This is a genomic window from Pseudomonas triticicola (assembly GCF_019145375.1).
In the GTDB taxonomy this organism is placed as follows: Bacteria; Pseudomonadota; Gammaproteobacteria; order Pseudomonadales; family Pseudomonadaceae; genus Aquipseudomonas; species Aquipseudomonas triticicola.
In genome coordinates, this window is record NZ_JAHSTX010000001.1 from 2,387,222 (window position 1) to 2,404,476 (window position 17,255).

A 17,255-nucleotide genomic window follows, 5' to 3' on the forward strand; every position below is an offset into this window, starting at 1 on the left:
AAATTTACGCAGGTGGCGAAGCTAAGTCAATAGCAGGATTGGAGTTTTTCTGAAAAAGACGAAATTGCTTCATTCCTGAGGAAGCCATCGACCGATGGATCGCATTCGCGAGCAGGCTCGCTCCCACAGGACGCGGCTTCGCTTGTTATTCCGTGTAGATCATTTTCTTGGTCATGCCGCCGTCGACGACGAATTCCTGGCCCGTGACAAACCCGGCATTCCTCGACAGCAGCCACGCCACCATCGCCGCGACGTCTTCGACGGTCCCTACCCTGCCCGCCGGATGCTGAGCATGATCGGCATCGGCCAAAGGTTCGGCGCGACGCACAGAGGGATCACGGGCATCAATCCAGCCCGGACTGACTGCGTTCACGCGGATTTCCGGTCCAAGGCTGATTGCCAGCGCATGGGTCAGCGCCAACAGCCCGCCCTTGCTCGCCGCATACGCCTCGGAGTCCGCCTCCGACTGTCGCGCGCGGGTCGAGGCCAGATTGACGATCGAACCGTTGTGCGCACGCAGATACGGCGCACAGTGCTTGGCCAGTAACATCGGCCCGCTCAGATTCACCGCCAGCACCCGATTCCAATACGCCAGATCGAGGCTTTCGAGGGTGATGTTGTGCGGATCGGCCACCGCCGCGTTGCAGACCAGCGCATCAAGGCGACCAAACTGCCCCAACACCTCGGCCACGCCCAGCGCGACCTGATTTTCCTCGGCGACGTCCATGGAGATGAACCAGGCATTCTCGCCGAGCACCTTCGCCACTTTCGAACCACGCGCCCGATCGAGATCGGTCAGCACCACTTGCCAGCCTTCGCTGATCAGCCAGGCGGCAATTCCAAGGCCGATACCGCGCGCAGCGCCAGTGACCAGCGCCACGCGGCCATGGGTATTGGTCGCCGGTGTGGACAACTCGATCACAATGCCGCCAGACCGCGCGCCAGGTCTGCCTGCAGATCAGCCATATCTTCCAGCCCGACCGCGACGCGGATCAGGCTGTCGCGAATCCCCGCCGCTTCACGCTCCTGTGGCGCCAGACGGCCGTGGGAGGTGGTGCTTGGATGGGTGATCGTGGTTTTACTGTCGCCAAGGTTGGCGGTGATCGAAATCAACCGCGTGGCATCGATAAAGCGCCAGGCGCCTTCTTTGCCGCCCTTGACCTCGAAGCTCACCACCGCACCGAAGCCCTTCTGCTGGCGCTGAGCCAACTCGTGCTGCGGATGGCTTTTCAGACCGGCGTAATGGACCTTCTCGATGCCGTCCTGCTGCTCCAGCCATTCGGCCAGCGCCTGAGCGTTGGCGCAATGCGCTTTCATGCGCAGGTTGAGGGTCTCGAGGCCTTTGAGGAAGATCCACGCGTTGAACGGGCTGAGGGTCGGGCCGGCGGTCCGCAGGAAACCCACCACTTCTTTCATCTGTTCACCGCGACCGGCGACAACGCCGCCCATGCAGCGACCCTGACCGTCGATGAACTTGGTCGCCGAGTGCACGACAATGTCCGCGCCGAGCTTCAGCGGCTGCTGCAACGCCGGGGTGCAGAAGCAGTTGTCGACCACCAGCTGCGCGCCTTTGGCATGCGCGATTTCTGCCAGCGCGGCGATATCCACCAGTTCGGCCAACGGATTGGACGGCGACTCGACAAAGAGCAGTTTGGTGTTGGACTTGATCGCCGCGTCCCAGGCTGACAGATCGGCCAGCGGGACGTAATCGACTTCGACGCCGAAGCGTTTGAAGTACTTCTCGAAGAGGCTGATGGTCGAGCCGAACACGCTGCGCGACACCAGCACATGATCGCCAGCACTGCACAGGCTCATCACCACCGCCATGATCGCGGCCATGCCGGTGGCCGTGGCGACGGCCTGCTCGGCGCCTTCCAGCGCGGCGATGCGCTCTTCGAATGCGCGCACGGTCGGGTTGGTGTAACGCGAATAGACGTTGCCCGGCACTTCGCCGGCAAACCGCGCCGCCGCATCGGCAGCGGTGCGGAACACGTAGCTGGAAGTGAAGAACATCGGATCACCGTGTTCGCCTTCCGGCGTGCGGTGCTGACCGGCACGGACGGCCAGGGTATCGAACGCTACGCCTTCGAGGTCGCTGTCCAGCCGACCGGCATCCCATTCCTGACTCATGCTGTCTCTCCTTGCTGTTCTCGAACAATAAATATCAGATACAAAACCGGCCCCTCAGGGCCGGTGGAAACTCAGTTGTTGTACAGATCGATGATCGCACTGACTGCCTGGGTCTTGACCTTCGAGGCATCGTTGCGCGCCTGTTCGATCTTGTTCAGGTAAGCCTCGTCGACGTCACCGGTCACGTACTTGCCGTCGAACACTGCGCAATCGAAGTGTTCGATCTTGATCTTGCCGCCGCCGACCGCTTCGATCAAGTCAGGCAGGTCCTGATAGATCAGCCAGTCTGCACCGATCAGGTCGGCCACGTCCTGGGTCGAACGGTTGTGCGCGATCAGTTCGTGAGCGCTCGGCATGTCGATACCGTAGACGTTCGGGAAGCGCACCGCAGGTGCCGCCGAGCAGAAGTAGACGTTTTTCGCGCCGGCTTCGCGGGCCATCTGGATGATCTGCTTGCAAGTGGTGCCGCGCACGATCGAGTCGTCGACCAGCATGACGTTCTTGCCGCGGAATTCCAGCTCGATGGCGTTGAGCTTCTGGCGTACCGACTTCTTGCGTGCAGCCTGACCCGGCATGATGAAGGTGCGGCCGATGTAGCGGTTCTTGACGAAGCCTTCGCGGAATTTCACACCCAAGTGATTGGCCAGCTCCAGCGCGGCAGTACGGCTGGTGTCCGGAATCGGGATGACCACGTCGATGTCGTGCTCAGGACGCTCGCGAAGGATCTTCTCGGCAAGCTTCTCGCCCATGCGTAGACGTGCCTTGTACACCGACACGCCGTCGATGATCGAATCCGGACGCGCCAGGTAGACGTGTTCGAAGATGCACGGGGTCAGCGACGGGTTGGTTGCGCACTGACGGGTGTGCAGCTTGCCATCTTCGGTGATGTACACCGCTTCGCCTGGCGCGAGGTCGCGGATCAGGGTGAAACCGAGCACATCCAGGGAAACGCTTTCCGAAGCAATCATGTACTCGACGCCTTCGTCGGTGTGACGCTGGCCAAACACGATCGGGCGGATACCGTGCGGGTCGCGGAAACCGACGATGCCGTAACCGGTAACCATCGCCACAACGGCGTAGCCACCGACGCAACGGTTATGCACGTCGGTCACGGCGGCGAACACGTCTTCTTCGGTCGGCTGCAGCTTGCCACGCTGGGCCAGCTCGTGGGCGAACACGTTGAGCAGCACTTCCGAGTCGGAACTGGTGTTGACGTGACGCAGATCGGATTCGTAGATCTCTTTGGCCAACTGTTCAACGTTGGTCAGGTTACCGTTGTGCGCCAGGGTGATGCCGTACGGCGAGTTGACGTAGAACGGCTGGGCTTCGGCCGACGTCGAGCTGCCGGCAGTCGGGTAACGGACGTGGCCGATACCCATGTGGCCGACCAGACGCTGCATGTGACGCTGCTGGAACACGTCACGCACCAGGCCATTATCCTTGCGCAGGAACAACCGGCCATCATGGCTGGTCACGATACCGGCAGCGTCCTGGCCGCGGTGCTGGAGCACGGTTAGCGCGTCATACAGCGCCTGATTGACGTTCGACTTACCGACGATACCGACGATGCCACACATGCGACGCAACCCCTACTTAATGGATCTGAACTGAACAGCACTCACTGAGGCGTTTTCGCCGTCGGCAAGAGCTGCTCCTTGAACGGAATCTCAGCGGGTACGCTGATTCCGCTGGCAAGCCACTGACTGCTCCACCCGAGTATCAGGTTTTTGGACCAGTCGGCGACCAATAGAAACTTGGGCACGAGCTGTGATTCTTTCCACCACCCGTCCTGCTGTACCGGCCCCAGGCTCAACAGCCCTACCGCCACGACCACCAGCAACACGCCACGCGCTGCGCCGAAGGCCATGCCGAGGAATCGATCGGTCCCGGACAACCCGGTGACGCGAACCAACTCGCCGATAAGATAATTGATCATTGCGCCCACGATCAGTGTGGCGACAAACATGATGGCACAGCCCGCGATCACGCGAGCCGATGGGGTTTCGATGTATCCGGCGAGGTACTCGGACAGTGAGCCACCAAACATCCAGGCAACCGCTCCTGCGATGATCCAGGTCAGCAGCGATAACGCTTCCTTTACGAAGCCGCGGCTAAGACTGATCAATGCGGAGATGGCGATGATTGCAACGATCGCCCAGTCAACCCAGGTAAATGGCACAGTGCAGCCTACAGACGGATAAGGCGGCGCATTTTAGCAGAGCGCATGGCTGTCGGTAAGCTGCGATTGTCAGTGCTTTTCAATCGAGGTGATAGATTTCAGCCACGTTCAGGCTGAAAACGGACAACGAAGCCCTTGAGGTTCTGCTGACGGCTCAGCAGATCACGCAGGCGATCGGCTTCAGCACGCTCGATCAGCGGACCGACGAACACCCGATTCTTGCCATCGGCCGAACGAATGTAGGCGTTATAACCCTGGCTGCGCAGGTTCTTCTGCAGGCTCTCGGCGCTGGCGCGGCTCGACAGGCTGGCAAGTTGCACTGACCAGCTCACCGACAGACCGTTGGCATCGACGCGGCTCTGCGTAGTGTCAGGCTTGCTGGTTGCCGAGGTGATTGGCTGAGCCGGCGGCGGAATCGGCTTGGCCACCGGTGGCGGCGTTGCCGGGCGGGCTATCTGCGCAGGGATGGTCGGTGCTGGCGCAGCCGGAGCAGCAGCCGGAGCAGCAGGCACTTCTTCAGCGACCTCTTCGTCCGTTGGCACCGGCTCTTGCGGCAAAGCCTGGGGCTCAGGCACGGCGACCGGGTCCATTTGCACTTGCGGCATGGCCGAAGGCTGAGGCGCAGCCGGGGCCTCGACGGTCACCTGACGCTGCTCGTCCTGACGGGAAAACAGCATCGGCAGGAAGATCACCGCCAGCGCCACCAGCACCAAAGCGCCGACCATGCGCTGCTTGTACGCTTTATCCAGCAAAGCCATTTGCCGCTTCCTCCGTGGAGCGCCGGGCCAGCCATTCAAGGGCCTCGGCGACACAATAAAATGATCCGAACAACAGAATCTCGTCGTCGCTGGTCGCAATCGCGCACTGCCCTTCCAGAGCGGCCGCAACGCTGGCATAGGACGTAACCGAAGCGCCAAGGTTCTCCAGCGCTGCCTCAAGCTCAGCCACCGGACGCGCGCGCGGCGAATCCAGCGGCGCGACAGCCCAATGCGCGACACTAGCATTCAATTCGCCAACAACACCATCCAGATCCTTGTCCGCCAGCAACCCGAACACCGCCAGACGCTTGCCAACCGGCGGCCGCGCAGCCAGCCGTCGCGCGAGATATTCAGCGGCATGCGGGTTGTGACCGACATCCAGCAACAGGTTCAGGCGATTGCCGTTCCATTCGAACGAACGACGATCGAGGCGTCCGACCACGCGCGTCGCCAGCAATGCAGGGACTATCTGTTCGGCATTCCACGGCAAACCTGTCAGCAGATAGGCTTGCAGCGCCAGCGCGGCGTTTTCCATCGGCAGATCGAGCAGCGGCAGGTCGCGCAATTCGACGGATTGGCCTTGGACATCGGTGCCGCGCCATTGCCAGTGTTGGTCAGTGATGCCGAGATCGAAATCGCGTCCACGCAGGAAGAACGGGCAAGCCAGTTCGTGCGCCTTGTCGAGCAGTGGTTGCGGAGGATTCAGGTCGCCACACAGAGCAGGCTTGCCCTGGCGGAAAATTCCAGCCTTCTCGTAGGCTACGGATTCGCGGGTATCGCCCAGATAATCGGCGTGATCGACGCCGATGCTGGTGACCAGCGCAATATCGGCATCGACCACATTGACCGTGTCCAGACGCCCGCCCAGCCCCACTTCAAGCACTACAGCGTCAAGTGCAGACTGCTGAAACAGCCAGAACGCCGCCAGGGTGCCCATTTCGAAATAAGTCAGGGAAGTCTCGCCGCGGCCCGCCTCGACCGCAGCAAAGGCTTCGCACAGCTGGGCGTCAGTGGCTTCGACGCCATTGAGCTGCACCCGCTCGTTATAACGCAGCAGGTGCGGAGAATTGTAGACGCCAACGCTCAGGCCCTGCGCACGCAGCAAAGAAGCCACGAACGCGCAGGTCGAACCCTTGCCGTTGGTGCCGGTGACCGTGATCACCCGAGGCGCCGGCTGGCCCAGCCCCATGCGGGACGCTACCTGTTGCGAACGTTCCAGGCCCATGTCGATGGCCGACGGATGCAACTGCTCGAGGTAGGCGAGCCATTCACCAAGGGTGCGCTGGGTCATACGTTGGCAGGCACCGGCGGAACCACGATCGGCTCGATCGGCGCGGCGACGAACTTCGGCGTCGGCTTGCCGGTCATCTGTGCCAGCAGGTTACCCAGACGCGGGCGCAGCTCCTGACGGTGGATGATCATGTCGATGGCGCCGTGTTCCAGCAGGAACTCGCTGCGCTGGAAGCCTTCCGGCAGTTTTTCGCGCACGGTCTGCTCGATCACACGCGGACCGGCGAAGCCGATCAGGGCCTTCGGTTCGCCAACGATGACGTCACCGAGCATCGCCAGACTGGCGGAAACACCGCCATAAACCGGGTCGGTCAGTACGGAAATGAACGGAATGCCTTCTTCACGCAGACGCGCCAGCACGGCCGAGGTCTTGGCCATCTGCATCAGCGAGATCAGCGCTTCCTGCATGCGCGCGCCACCGGAAGCGGCGAAGCAGATCATCGGGCAGCGGTTTTCCAGTGCGTAGTTGGCAGCGCGAACGAAGCGCTCACCGACGATGGCGCCCATGGAACCGCCCATGAAGTTGAATTCGAATGCCGAAACCACTACAGGCATGCCCAATAAGGTACCGCTGACCGAGATCAGCGCGTCTTTTTCGCCGGTCTGCTTCTGCGCAGCGACCAGGCGATCCTTGTACTTTTTGCCGTCGCGGAATTTCAGACGGTCAACCGGCTCCAGGTCAGCGCCCAGTTCGTTGCGGCCTTCCGGATCGAGGAAGATGTCGATGCGCGCACGTGCGCCGATACGCATGTGGTGGTTGCACTTGGGGCAAACGTCCAGGGTCTTTTCCAGCTCCGGACGGTACAACACCGCCTCGCAGGATGGGCATTTGTGCCACAGACCTTCAGGCACCGAGCTCTTCTTGACCTCCGAGCGCATGATCGAAGGGATCAGTTTGTCTACTAACCAGTTGCTCATGCTTTCTTTCTCCAGTACCGGCGGCCCGAACGCTCTGGTTCGCAGCCCCGTGTATGCCCTTGAGCTAAATTCATGTGTGTGGCGATGGTTGCCGAACAGTCGCGGTCAGCGCGAAACATGACCTGCGTACGATTCAGCAACCCTCAGCCGCGCCTGCTTTGTGCAAGTGCATTGATGGACGGCGGCAGACTGCCAGCCGTCACATCGACGATGTATTGCCGCGCACCGCGTTGATGAATGCGCGAATCTTGTGGTGATCCTTGATGCCTTTGCTCGCTTCTACCCCGCCGCTGACATCCACCGCGTAGGGCTTGACCCGCGCTACCGCGTCGGCAACGTTCTCCGGCGTCAGGCCACCGGCCAGAATCAGCGGTTTGCTCAAGCGTTGCGGAATCAGTGACCAGTCAAACGCCTCGCCGGTTCCGCCGGGCACCCCTTCGACATAAGTATCCAGCAGTACGCCACTGGCGCCGGGGAAGGCATCGCAGGCAGCGGCTATGTCATCACCCGCCTTGACTCGCAGCGCCTTGATGTACGGACGATGCCAGCCTTCGCATTCCTGCGCGCTTTCGTCGCCATGGAACTGCAGCAGATCCAGCGGCACCGCATCGAGGATTTCTCCCAGCTCGCACCGACTGGCATTGACGAACAGCCCCACGGTAGTGACGAACGGCGGCAACGCCTTGATGATCGCCCGCGCCTGCTGCACATTCACTGCACGCGGGCTCTTGGCGTAAAACACCAGACCAATCGCATCGGCGCCGGCTTCGACGGCGGCCAGCGCATCTTCGATGCGGGTAATGCCGCAGATCTTGCTGCGAACAGCTGACATGTCAGGAAAACCTCAAGGCAAAATCCGAAAACGTCCCGGATGGTAACAAAAGCGTCCGAGGGCGTCAGCCGTCAAGTTCGGAGAAACCCGTAAGGAAATGTGGCCCGATAAAGCGCTCGGGTAACGGGAATTCGTCGTGGTACTCGACCTGCACCAGATAGAGCCCATATGGATGCGCCGTCACCCCGCCGGAGCGGCGCTCGCGACTCTCCAGCACTTCTTTCATCCACTCCACCGGGCGCTCCCCGGCACCGATGGTCATCAGCACACCGGCAATATTGCGCACCATGTGATGCAGGAAGGCATTGGCACGAATGTCGAGCACGATCATCTTGCCGTGACGCGTCACGCGCAGGTGATGCATCTTCTTGATCGGTGACTTGGCCTGGCACTGACCAGCCCGGAACGCGCTGAAGTCGTGGGTACCGATCAGGTACTGCGCGGCCTCGGCCATGCGCTCGACGTCGAGCGGGCGGTGATTCCAGGTGATTTCTTCATTGAGGTGCGCCGGGCGGATCTGATCGTTGTAGATCACATAGCGATAACGCCGGGCAATGGCCTTGAAGCGCGCATGAAAGTGCGCCGGCATGACCCTGGCCCAACTGACACTGATGTCGTGGGGCAGATTGATGTTGGCGCCCATGACCCAGGCTTTCAGCGAGCGATCAACTTGAGTGTCGAAGTGCACCACTTGGCCGCAGGCATGCACGCCGGCGTCGGTACGCCCGGCGCATTGCAGGGAAACCGGTGAATTGGCGACTTTCGACAGGGCTTTTTCAAGCTCTTCCTGCACCGTCGCCACACCGGTCAACTGACGCTGCCAGCCGCTGTAGCGCGAGCCTTTGTACTCAACGCCCAGCGCGACGCGGTAAAAGCCATCGGGCGCCATTTCGGCGACCGGGTTATCTATGTTTGCCAAGGTGGGACAGCCTGCTGATTTTGCAAAGGCGGGCATTATAAGGCGGTGGGCCGGGGATGCCAGAGTTCTCTATCGGCAGTACCGCCCTCTTCGCGAGCAGGCTCGCTCCCACATTTGCAATGCGTCCCCCCTGTGGGAGCGAGCCTGCTCGCGAAAGCAATCGATCAGACACCGCCGAATCCGGCACCAACAAAAACGGCAGCCCCACCGGGCTGCCGCTTGTTGTTTACCGCTGAACTTACGCCAGGTTGGAAAGCATTTCCTTGGCCTCGCCCCGCTGCTTCTCGTCACCCTCGGTCAACACTTCGTTGAGGATGTCGCGCGCACCGTCGGCGTCGCCCATGTCGATGTAGGCCTGGGCCAGATCGAGTTTGGTCGCCGCCTCGTCAGTGCCGGCGAGAAAATCGAAATCATCCTCGCCCAGATCATCACCCATCGCCGCGTCCGCTTCGGTGAAGCTCGGCTCGGCCATGCTTTGCGACAGGCGATCCAGCTCGGCATTGACGTCGTCCAGCTCGGCCGCGAAGGCATCCGGCTCAGCAGCTGGGTTGCTGTCCATTTCATCCGCCAGCGACAGGTCGAAATCGGCTGGCAGCTCCAGATCGTCCTGCGGCACGTCAGCAACTACCGGCGTCTCGACCGGCGGCAGATCTTTCACACCGTCATCAAGATCCAGCAGGAAGTCATCTTCAGCCAACGTGGCCGGCGATGGTTCGGCGCCGAGATCCATATCCAGATCGAAGTCCGACAGATCGTCGAGATTGTCTTTCATCTCGGTCTGCTCTTGCAGCACCGAAGCGAAGCTCAGATCGTCTTCGGCCGGAAACGCGTCGAGCTCGACAGGCGCCTCTGGCTCGACCGCTGGCGCAGGATCGACCGGGGTGATGTTGTCGAGGTCGTCCAGGCTCAAATCGAACGCGGTGTCGAGATCGTCAGCGGCAGTCTCGGGCGCTTGCGGCTCGTCCTGCAACAGTTCCTTGACGTACTGCGCGTCCAGCTCGGCAGCGACGGCGGCAGCCGCCAGCCCACCGGCAGCGACCACAGCCATTGCCGGGAAGCGGCTTTTCAGCGCTTCGACCTTGGCGAAGTTATCGCCATTGGCCACCAGTTGACGCTCCTGTGCGGCGAACGCATCGCGATCACCCTGCCGGCCGTAGACTTCCATCAACTTCAGGCGCAGATCGCTGCGTTCCGGCTCAAGGCTGACGCCCTCTTCCAACAGCGCGGCGGCTTGATTCAGGCGACCGGCATTGATGTGCGATTGCGCTTTGTCGAGCACGTCATCGGAGCGCTCGCCGGCCGGGGCCACCAGTGGTGCGGCAATCGGCGCAGCCATCACCACCGGAGTGACGACCGGCGCTGGAGTTGGCGCAGGTGCCGGAGCTGGCGTATTGAGCTTGACGCTGGCTGCCGGGGTTTCCAGGCCAGAGAAGCTGCTTTCCGGCAGATCCTGCTCAGCGGAGAACTCTTGCTCTTCAGCCAGAGCGCGGGCCATGCGCAGGTGCTTTTCGGCTTCCTGCTGGGCTTTGCGACGGCGCGCCAGCAGCAACAGCAGAAGCAGCAGAACCACCGCACCGCCGCCGATCAGGCCGAGCAGGATCGGATTGGTCAGCAGTTCATTGAAGGCTTTGTCGTCATCGGCGGCAGCAGGCGGCGTGGTTTCGACCACCGGCTCGACGACTGGCTCAACCGGGGCTTCCGCTGGCGGCGCGATGGCCGACTCTGGAGTCGGTGAAGCCGCTGCGGCGTCGGCCGGAGTGGCTGGCGGTGTTGCGGCCAGTTCGGCAGTGATCGCCGGCACCGGCGGCACAGCAGCAGTGGCGCCAGGCGCAGCGCCGGCGCCGTCGGCCTGCATCTTCGCCAGTTGATTGTTCTTCAGCTCGATCAGCTTTTGCAGCTTGTCCAACTGGCTCTGCAGATCCGCCATGCGGCTTTTCAGTTCCTCGTTGTCACGACGGGTCGTGTCGAGGTTTTCCTGGGTGATTGCCAGTTTGTTGCTCAGCGCCTTGGCGTCGCCGGCCGGGCCTTTCGCACCGGGCTTGGCGCTTTCCGCCGAGACCAGGCTCAGATTGTCCTGAGTGTTAGCCGCTGTACCGGTATTGCCACGACCGCGATTGGTTGCATCCAACTGCTGCTGACCGGTGCCAGGCTTGGCCGCATAACGCCGGCCCTGACGCCAGGCTTCGTTCTGCGCCGCCACTTCAGCGATGGCTGCCGACTGCGGCAGCGCCGTGCTTTGTACCGGGTCGGGCAGACGCAGCACCTGGCCGGTTTTCAGACGGTTGATGTTGCCGTCGATAAAGGCATTCGGATTGAGCGCCTGAATCGCCAGCATGGTCTGCTGCACCGAGCCACCGTTGCGCGCCTTCGCGGCGATTTCCCACAGGGTGTCGCGCGGCGTGGTGGTGTATTGATTGCGATGGGTGGCGCCAGTGGTTGGCGCGGTGATGGTCTGCGACGGCGCCGGTTGCGCGGCGGCGTCAGCGGTCTGCGGCGAGAACTTCGACGGATCGAGCAGCACACTGTAATCACGCAGCAGGCGGCCATTGGGCCACATCACCTGCACGAGGAACTTCACCATCGGTTCCGACAGCGGTTGGCTCGAGGTCACGCGCAACACGCTTTTGCCGCTGGCGTTGAGTACCGGGGTGAACGTCAGATCATTGAGAAAGGCCTGCCGATCAACGCCGGCCTTGGCGAAATCCTCAGGGGAAGCCAGGCTCGGCACCACCTCGGCGGCGGTGAGATCCTTGACGTCGAGCAGCTCGATTTCAGCCACCAACGGCTGGTTCAGGGTCGACTTCAGGGTCAGCTCCCCGAGCCCGAGGGCATGCGCCATACCGGAGGACAGCGCCGAGGCGGCCGCTATTGCTAACACCAGTTTGCGAACTTGAACCATAGCCTCATCCTTTGTTTGAACGTTCCTCGGCCAGCGAGAAGCTTTTGAATACCGCTGCCGTAAGGCATTGCACGCGACGACGAGGGTCGCCGCGCGCGATCATTTCGGTGCTGCCCCGGAAAGTCCCGGAGGGTGACTCGTCATCGACGCGCTTCGGGCAAGCATAGCGCTCACCTAGAATCAGTCGACAAATTGTTGCCAAGTATCTTTTACAGCAGGTCTTTTATCAACAACTCAGCCAGTTGCACGGCGTTGAGAGCCGCGCCTTTGCGTACGTTATCTGACGTCAGCCAAAGATTTAGTTCCGCCGGGTCGTCGACGCCCGTCCGCACGCGGCCTACGTAGACCACGTCCTGCCCCACCGCATCGCCGACCGCGGTCGGATAATCGCCGGCCTCGACCAGCTCGATGCCCGGTGCAGCCTCGAGCGCGGCGTTGACCTTTTCCAGGTCAACAGCGCTGCCTGACTGCAAGGTCACGCTAAAGCTATCGCCAAAAAACACCGGGGCTTGAACGCAAGTGGCAGAAATCTTCAATAAAGGTTTCGCCAGCACCTGGCGCAGCTCTCGAACCAGTCGTTTTTCCAGCAGCGTGTGGCCTTGCGCATCAGGCGTACCGACTTGCGCCAGCAGGTTGAACGCCATCTGCCTATCAAAGAAGGACGGCTCCAGCGGACGCATGTTCAGCAGCTCGGCTGTCTGCCGCGCGAGCTCGGTGACCGCCTCGCGACCTTGCGCAGAAACGGCCAGGTTGGCGGTGACGTTGACGTATTGCAGATCGATCAGATCGAGCAGCGGCGCCAGCACCACCGCAAGCGTAGTGGCCGACGGGCTTGGGCTGCTGACCTGGAATGGGCTTTTCAGACTGGCGAGAATATCGGCATTGGCCTCGGGCACCACTTGTGGCGCCTGATCGGCAGGCAACGCGCCGGACAGGTCGATCAACGAGCAACCGGCAGCATGGGCGCGAGCGGCGTAGCTCAGCGACACCGCAGCGCCAGCGGCGAAGAACACCAGTCTGACCTTGCTGAAATCGAACTCGTCGACCTCGCGCACGCGGACGTTTTTGTTGCGGAACAGCACCGAGCTGCCGGCCGATTCACTGCTGGCCAGCAGGTGCAGGTTGCCGACCGGGAAGTCGCGTTCTTCGAGAATCTGTACGAGGGTTTCGCCGACAGTACCGGTGGCGCCGATAACGGCGATATCGAAAGTCTGGGTCATGGAGCTACCTCTGGCAAAACGGGGGGAGCGGCACTTTACCGGGTGGGTGGCGCACAGGCAATTTCTGCAGGATTTGCGGCGGCTGTGCCGGCCCTTTCGCGAGCAGGCTCGCTCCCACAGAAGGAATGCATTTCAAATGTGGGAGCGAGCCTGCTCGCGAAGACCACAGCCCAGACAACCGAGAAATCCTTGGCATAAAAAAACCCGCACCTCTTTCAAGGCACGGGCTTCTTCATTGCTTCAAGCGATCAACGCTCCAGCAGGATCCGCAGCATGCGGCGCAGCGGTTCGGCCGCGCCCCACAGCAGTTGGTCGCCGACGGTGAAGGCACCGACGAATTGCGAACCCATGTTCAGCTTGCGCAGACGACCGACCGGTACATTCAGGGTGCCGGTGACCTTGGTCGGACTCAGCTCCTGCATGCTGATCTCGCGGTTGTTCGGTACCAGCTTGACCCACGGGTTGTGCTGGCTGATCAGCCCTTCGATATCGGCGATCGGTACGTCTTTGTTCAGCTTGATGGTCAGCGCCTGGCTGTGGCAGCGCATGGCGCCGATGCGCACGCAGATGCCGTCGACCGGGATCGGGCTCTTGAAGCGACCGAGGATCTTGTTGGTCTCGGCCTGGGCCTTCCACTCTTCGCGGCTCTGGCCGTTCGGCAGTTCCTTGTCGATCCACGGGATCAGGCTGCCGGCCAGCGGTACGCCGAAGTTTTCGGTCGGGTAGGCTTCGCTGCGCATGGCCTCGGCCACGCGACGGTCGATGTCGAGGATCGCGCTGGCCGGGTCGGCCAGTTGATCGGCGACAGCGGCGTGGGTCGCGCCCATCTGCTTGATCAGTTCACGCATGTTCTGCGCGCCGGCACCGGAGGCCGCCTGATAGGTCATGGCGCTCATCCACTCGACCAGACCGGCCTCGAACAGACCGCCCAGCCCCATCAGCATCAGGCTGACGGTGCAGTTGCCGCCGATGTAGTTCTTGGTGCCCGCGTCCAGTTGCTGGTCGATGACCTTGCGGTTGACCGGGTCGAGAATGATCACCGCGTCATCGTTCATGCGCAGGCTCGACGCCGCGTCGATCCAGTAACCCTGCCAGCCGGCTTCACGCAGCTTGGGGAATACTTCGCTGGTGTAGTCGCCGCCCTGGCAGGTCAGGATCACGTCGAGGGTCTTCAGCTCGTCAATGCTGTAAGCGTCCTTGAGCGGAGCAATGTCCTTGCCCACGGACGGGCCTTGGCCACCGACATTGGACGTGGTGAAAAACACCGGCTCGATAAGATCGAAATCCTGCTCTTCCAGCATCCGCTGCATGAGCACGGAACCGACCATCCCGCGCCAACCGATCAGACCTACACGTTTCATCGCAACTACACCTTCTTGAAAAGTGGGCCGCTGCTTTGTATTGAATTTCGCAGCGGGCCCGAGAGATTACAGATTCCGCAGCGCGGCGACTACTGCGTCGCCCATTTCCTGCGTACCGACTTTGGTACAACCGGCCGAGTGGATGTCGCCGGTGCGCAAGCCCTGATCGAGCACGACGCTGACGGCTTTTTCGATGGCATCGGCAGCGTCGTGCAGATTGAAGCTGTAACGCAGCATCATCGACACCGACAGGATCGTCGCCAGCGGGTTGGCAATGCCTTTACCGGCAATGTCCGGCGCCGAACCGTGGCACGGCTCGTACATGCCCTTGTTGTTGGAATCCAGCGAGGCCGACGGCAGCATGCCGATCGAACCGGTGAGCATCGACGCTTCATCGGAGAGGATGTCGCCGAACATGTTGTCGGTGACGATCACGTCGAACTGCTTGGGTGCGCGCACCAACTGCATGGCGGCGTTATCGACGTACATGTGGCTCAGCTCGACTTCCGGGTAATCCTTGGCCACCTGCTCGACCACTTCGCGCCACAACTGGCTGGATGCCAGCACGTTGGCCTTGTCCACCGAGCAGAGCTTCTTGCCACGCACCATGGCCATGTCGAAACCGACACGGGCGATGCGGCGGATTTCGCTTTCGCTGTACGGCAGGGTGTCGTAGGACTGACGCTCGCCATTGTCCAGCGTACGGGTACCACGCGGCGCGCCGAAGTAAATGCCGCCGGTCAGCTCACGGACGATGAGGATGTCCAGACCGGCAACGATTTCCGGCTTCAGGCTCGACGCGTCGGCCAGTTGCGGATAGAGGATCGCCGGGCGCAGGTTGCCGAACAGGCCCAGTTGCGCACGGATTTTCAGCAGACCGCGTTCAGGGCGGATATCACGCTCGATGGTGTCCCATTTCGGCCCACCGACAGCGCCCAGCAGCACGGCGTCGGCAGCGCGGGCGCGATCAAGGGTTTCGTCAGCCAGCGGCACGCCATGCTTGTCGATGGCCGCGCCACCGATCACGTCGTGGCTCAGCTCGAAGCCCAAGCTGTACTTGTCATTGGCCAATTCCAGCACCTTGACCGCTTCGGCCATGATTTCCGGACCAATACCGTCACCCGGGAGAATCAGAATCTGCTTGCTCATGCTTTCCTCGTGTCTTCAAGCGGTGCGCCACTGAACGGCGCGCCGGGAAAAATTCTTATCGCTCGGCCATCAGTACGATCACATCGGTACTGAACGAGCCGTCGGCATCTATCTCAAAATACTCACGCACTTCGTTGCCCATCGACTGCTGCAACTGGCGGATCGCCGCGCGCATCACGTCAGGTGTGCGCATGCGCTCGACCCAACTGCTGTACTCCAGACGCAGGCGCTGCCGGGTGGTACTGCGCACATGCAGACCGGCTTCGCTGACCTGGCGCAGCCACTCGGCGGCGGAGTAGTCGCGCACGTGGCTGGTGTCGCGCAGCACTTCAACGCTTTGCAGGTAAGTGTCGAACAACGCACTGCCCGGTGACAACACATCAACGAACGCTGCCACCCCGCCCGGCTTCAGCACCCGACGTACTTCGCGCAACGCCAGGCCAAGGTCGCTCCAGTGATGCGCCGAATAGCGGCTGAATACAAAATCGAACTCGCCATCGGCGAACGGCAAGCGCTCGGCAGCACCGTTGACGGTAATGATGTTGCTCAAGCCGCGATCGACGGCAGCGCCGGCAACCACATCAAGCATTTGCTGCGACAGGTCGTAAGCCACCACTTCCCTGACCAGCGGTGCCACATGAAAGCTGACGTGACCGGCGCCGCAACCCAAGTCCAGCACCCGCGCCTCGCCCTGCCCGGCCAGCTCAGCTTGTAGCAGTGCGAATTCACTGCCTTGGGCGTGAACCGCGCTGCTCAGGTAAGCGGCGGCCTGTTCGCCGAATTGCTTCTGGACGACCTGGGTGTGCTGGGCGGTGCTGGTCATGGTCACATCCTGGTATCTATGTTGTTTGCGCTGCCGTCTTCGCGAGCAGGCTCGCTCCCACAGGGGAATGCATTCCAAGGTGGGAGCGAGCCTGCTCGCGAAGGGGCCCGCCCTGACTACATCAATCTCGAATCAGGCGTCGCGAAACAACCACGGCTGACTAACCCGATGCTTGGCTTCGAACGTCGCAATAGCATCGCCGTCCTGCAAGGTCAGGCCGATATCGTCCAGACCATTGAGCAGGCAGTGCTTGCGGAACGCATCGATCTCGAAGCTGTACACCTTGCCATCCGGGCGGGTCACGGTCTGCGCTTGCAAGTCGATCTGCAATTGATAACCCGGCTCGGCTTCAACCTGCTTAAACAGTTCATCAACTTCTGCATCGCTGAGAATGATCGGCAGCAGGCCGTTCTTGAAACTGTTGTTGAAGAAGATGTCAGCGTAACTCGGCGCGATGATGCTGCGGAAACCGTACTCTTCCAGCGCCCACGGCGCGTGTTCACGGCTCGAACCGCAACCGAAGTTCTCGCGGGCGAGCAATACGCTGGCACCCTGATAGCGCTCGGCGTTGAGGACGAAATCCTTGTTCAACGGGCGCTTGGAGTTGTCCTGATAAGGCTGGCCGACATCCAGATAACGCCACTCGTCGAACAGGTTCGGACCGAAACCGGTGCGCTTGATCGACTTCAAGAACTGCTTGGGAATGATCTGATCGGTGTCGACGTTGGCACGATCCAGAGGCGCGACAAGACCAGTGTGCTGGGTAAAAGCTTTCAT

At 61.5% G+C, this 17,255-nt stretch carries 15 protein-coding genes; all 15 read right to left on the reverse strand.

Going from position 1 to position 17,255, the window contains the following annotated elements; genetic code table 11:
• Positions 1-145: 145 nt before the first annotated feature.
• Positions 146-922 (reverse strand): SDR family oxidoreductase, encoded by a 777-nt coding sequence (locus KVG85_RS10720; protein ID WP_217863830.1) that lies wholly within the window; start codon positions 920-922, stop codon positions 146-148.
• Positions 919-2,130 (reverse strand): O-succinylhomoserine sulfhydrylase, encoded by a 1,212-nt coding sequence (locus KVG85_RS10725; protein ID WP_217863832.1) that lies wholly within the window; start codon positions 2,128-2,130, stop codon positions 919-921. The genes KVG85_RS10720 and KVG85_RS10725 overlap by 4 nt, the downstream gene beginning before the upstream one ends.
• A gap of 71 nt (positions 2,131-2,201) precedes the next feature.
• Complete coding sequence (gene purF, locus KVG85_RS10730) at positions 2,202-3,707, reverse strand: amidophosphoribosyltransferase (RefSeq protein WP_016773943.1); 1,506 nt, start codon at positions 3,705-3,707, stop codon at positions 2,202-2,204.
• A 41-nt stretch (positions 3,708-3,748) separates the two neighbouring features.
• Positions 3,749-4,309 carry a CvpA family protein gene (locus KVG85_RS10735; RefSeq protein WP_016773942.1) on the reverse strand — a complete coding sequence of 187 codons (561 nt, stop codon included), beginning with the start codon at positions 4,307-4,309 and terminating at the stop codon, positions 3,749-3,751.
• Positions 4,310-4,407: 98 nt separating this feature from the next.
• Positions 4,408-5,067, reverse strand: a complete 660-nt coding sequence (locus tag KVG85_RS10740; RefSeq protein ID WP_217863834.1) for an SPOR domain-containing protein — start codon at positions 5,065-5,067, stop codon at positions 4,408-4,410.
• Positions 5,051-6,358, reverse strand: a complete 1,308-nt coding sequence (gene folC / locus KVG85_RS10745; protein WP_217863835.1) for a bifunctional tetrahydrofolate synthase/dihydrofolate synthase — start codon at positions 6,356-6,358, stop codon at positions 5,051-5,053. The genes KVG85_RS10740 and folC overlap by 17 nt, the downstream gene beginning before the upstream one ends.
• Positions 6,355-7,275, reverse strand: coding sequence for an acetyl-CoA carboxylase, carboxyltransferase subunit beta (accD, locus tag KVG85_RS10750; protein WP_016773939.1), 921 nt, complete (start codon positions 7,273-7,275; stop codon positions 6,355-6,357). The genes folC and accD overlap by 4 nt, the downstream gene beginning before the upstream one ends.
• A gap of 199 nt (positions 7,276-7,474) precedes the next feature.
• Entirely contained in the window at positions 7,475-8,107 is a 633-nt protein-coding gene (locus KVG85_RS10755; RefSeq protein ID WP_217863836.1) for a phosphoribosylanthranilate isomerase, read from the reverse strand.
• A 64-nt stretch (positions 8,108-8,171) separates the two neighbouring features.
• Positions 8,172-8,996 carry a tRNA pseudouridine(38-40) synthase TruA gene (gene truA, locus KVG85_RS10760; RefSeq protein WP_047600206.1) on the reverse strand — a complete coding sequence of 275 codons (825 nt, stop codon included), beginning with the start codon at positions 8,994-8,996 and terminating at the stop codon, positions 8,172-8,174.
• 268 nt (positions 8,997-9,264) lie between these two features.
• Positions 9,265-11,925 carry a motility hub landmark protein FimV gene (locus KVG85_RS10765; protein WP_217863837.1) on the reverse strand — a complete coding sequence of 887 codons (2,661 nt, stop codon included), beginning with the start codon at positions 11,923-11,925 and terminating at the stop codon, positions 9,265-9,267.
• A gap of 209 nt (positions 11,926-12,134) precedes the next feature.
• Positions 12,135-13,145 (reverse strand): aspartate-semialdehyde dehydrogenase, encoded by a 1,011-nt coding sequence (locus KVG85_RS10770; protein WP_217863839.1) that lies wholly within the window; start codon positions 13,143-13,145, stop codon positions 12,135-12,137.
• A 248-nt stretch (positions 13,146-13,393) separates the two neighbouring features.
• Positions 13,394-14,506, reverse strand: a complete 1,113-nt coding sequence (gene asd / locus KVG85_RS10775; RefSeq protein ID WP_071171651.1) for an aspartate-semialdehyde dehydrogenase — start codon at positions 14,504-14,506, stop codon at positions 13,394-13,396.
• A gap of 66 nt (positions 14,507-14,572) precedes the next feature.
• Complete coding sequence (gene leuB / locus KVG85_RS10780) at positions 14,573-15,655, reverse strand: 3-isopropylmalate dehydrogenase (RefSeq protein WP_016773933.1); 1,083 nt, start codon at positions 15,653-15,655, stop codon at positions 14,573-14,575.
• 55 nt (positions 15,656-15,710) lie between these two features.
• Positions 15,711-16,478 (reverse strand): class I SAM-dependent methyltransferase, encoded by a 768-nt coding sequence (locus KVG85_RS10785; protein ID WP_217863840.1) that lies wholly within the window; start codon positions 16,476-16,478, stop codon positions 15,711-15,713.
• Positions 16,479-16,610: 132 nt separating this feature from the next.
• Complete coding sequence (gene leuD, locus KVG85_RS10790; RefSeq protein WP_024012386.1) at positions 16,611-17,255, reverse strand: 3-isopropylmalate dehydratase small subunit; 645 nt, start codon at positions 17,253-17,255, stop codon at positions 16,611-16,613.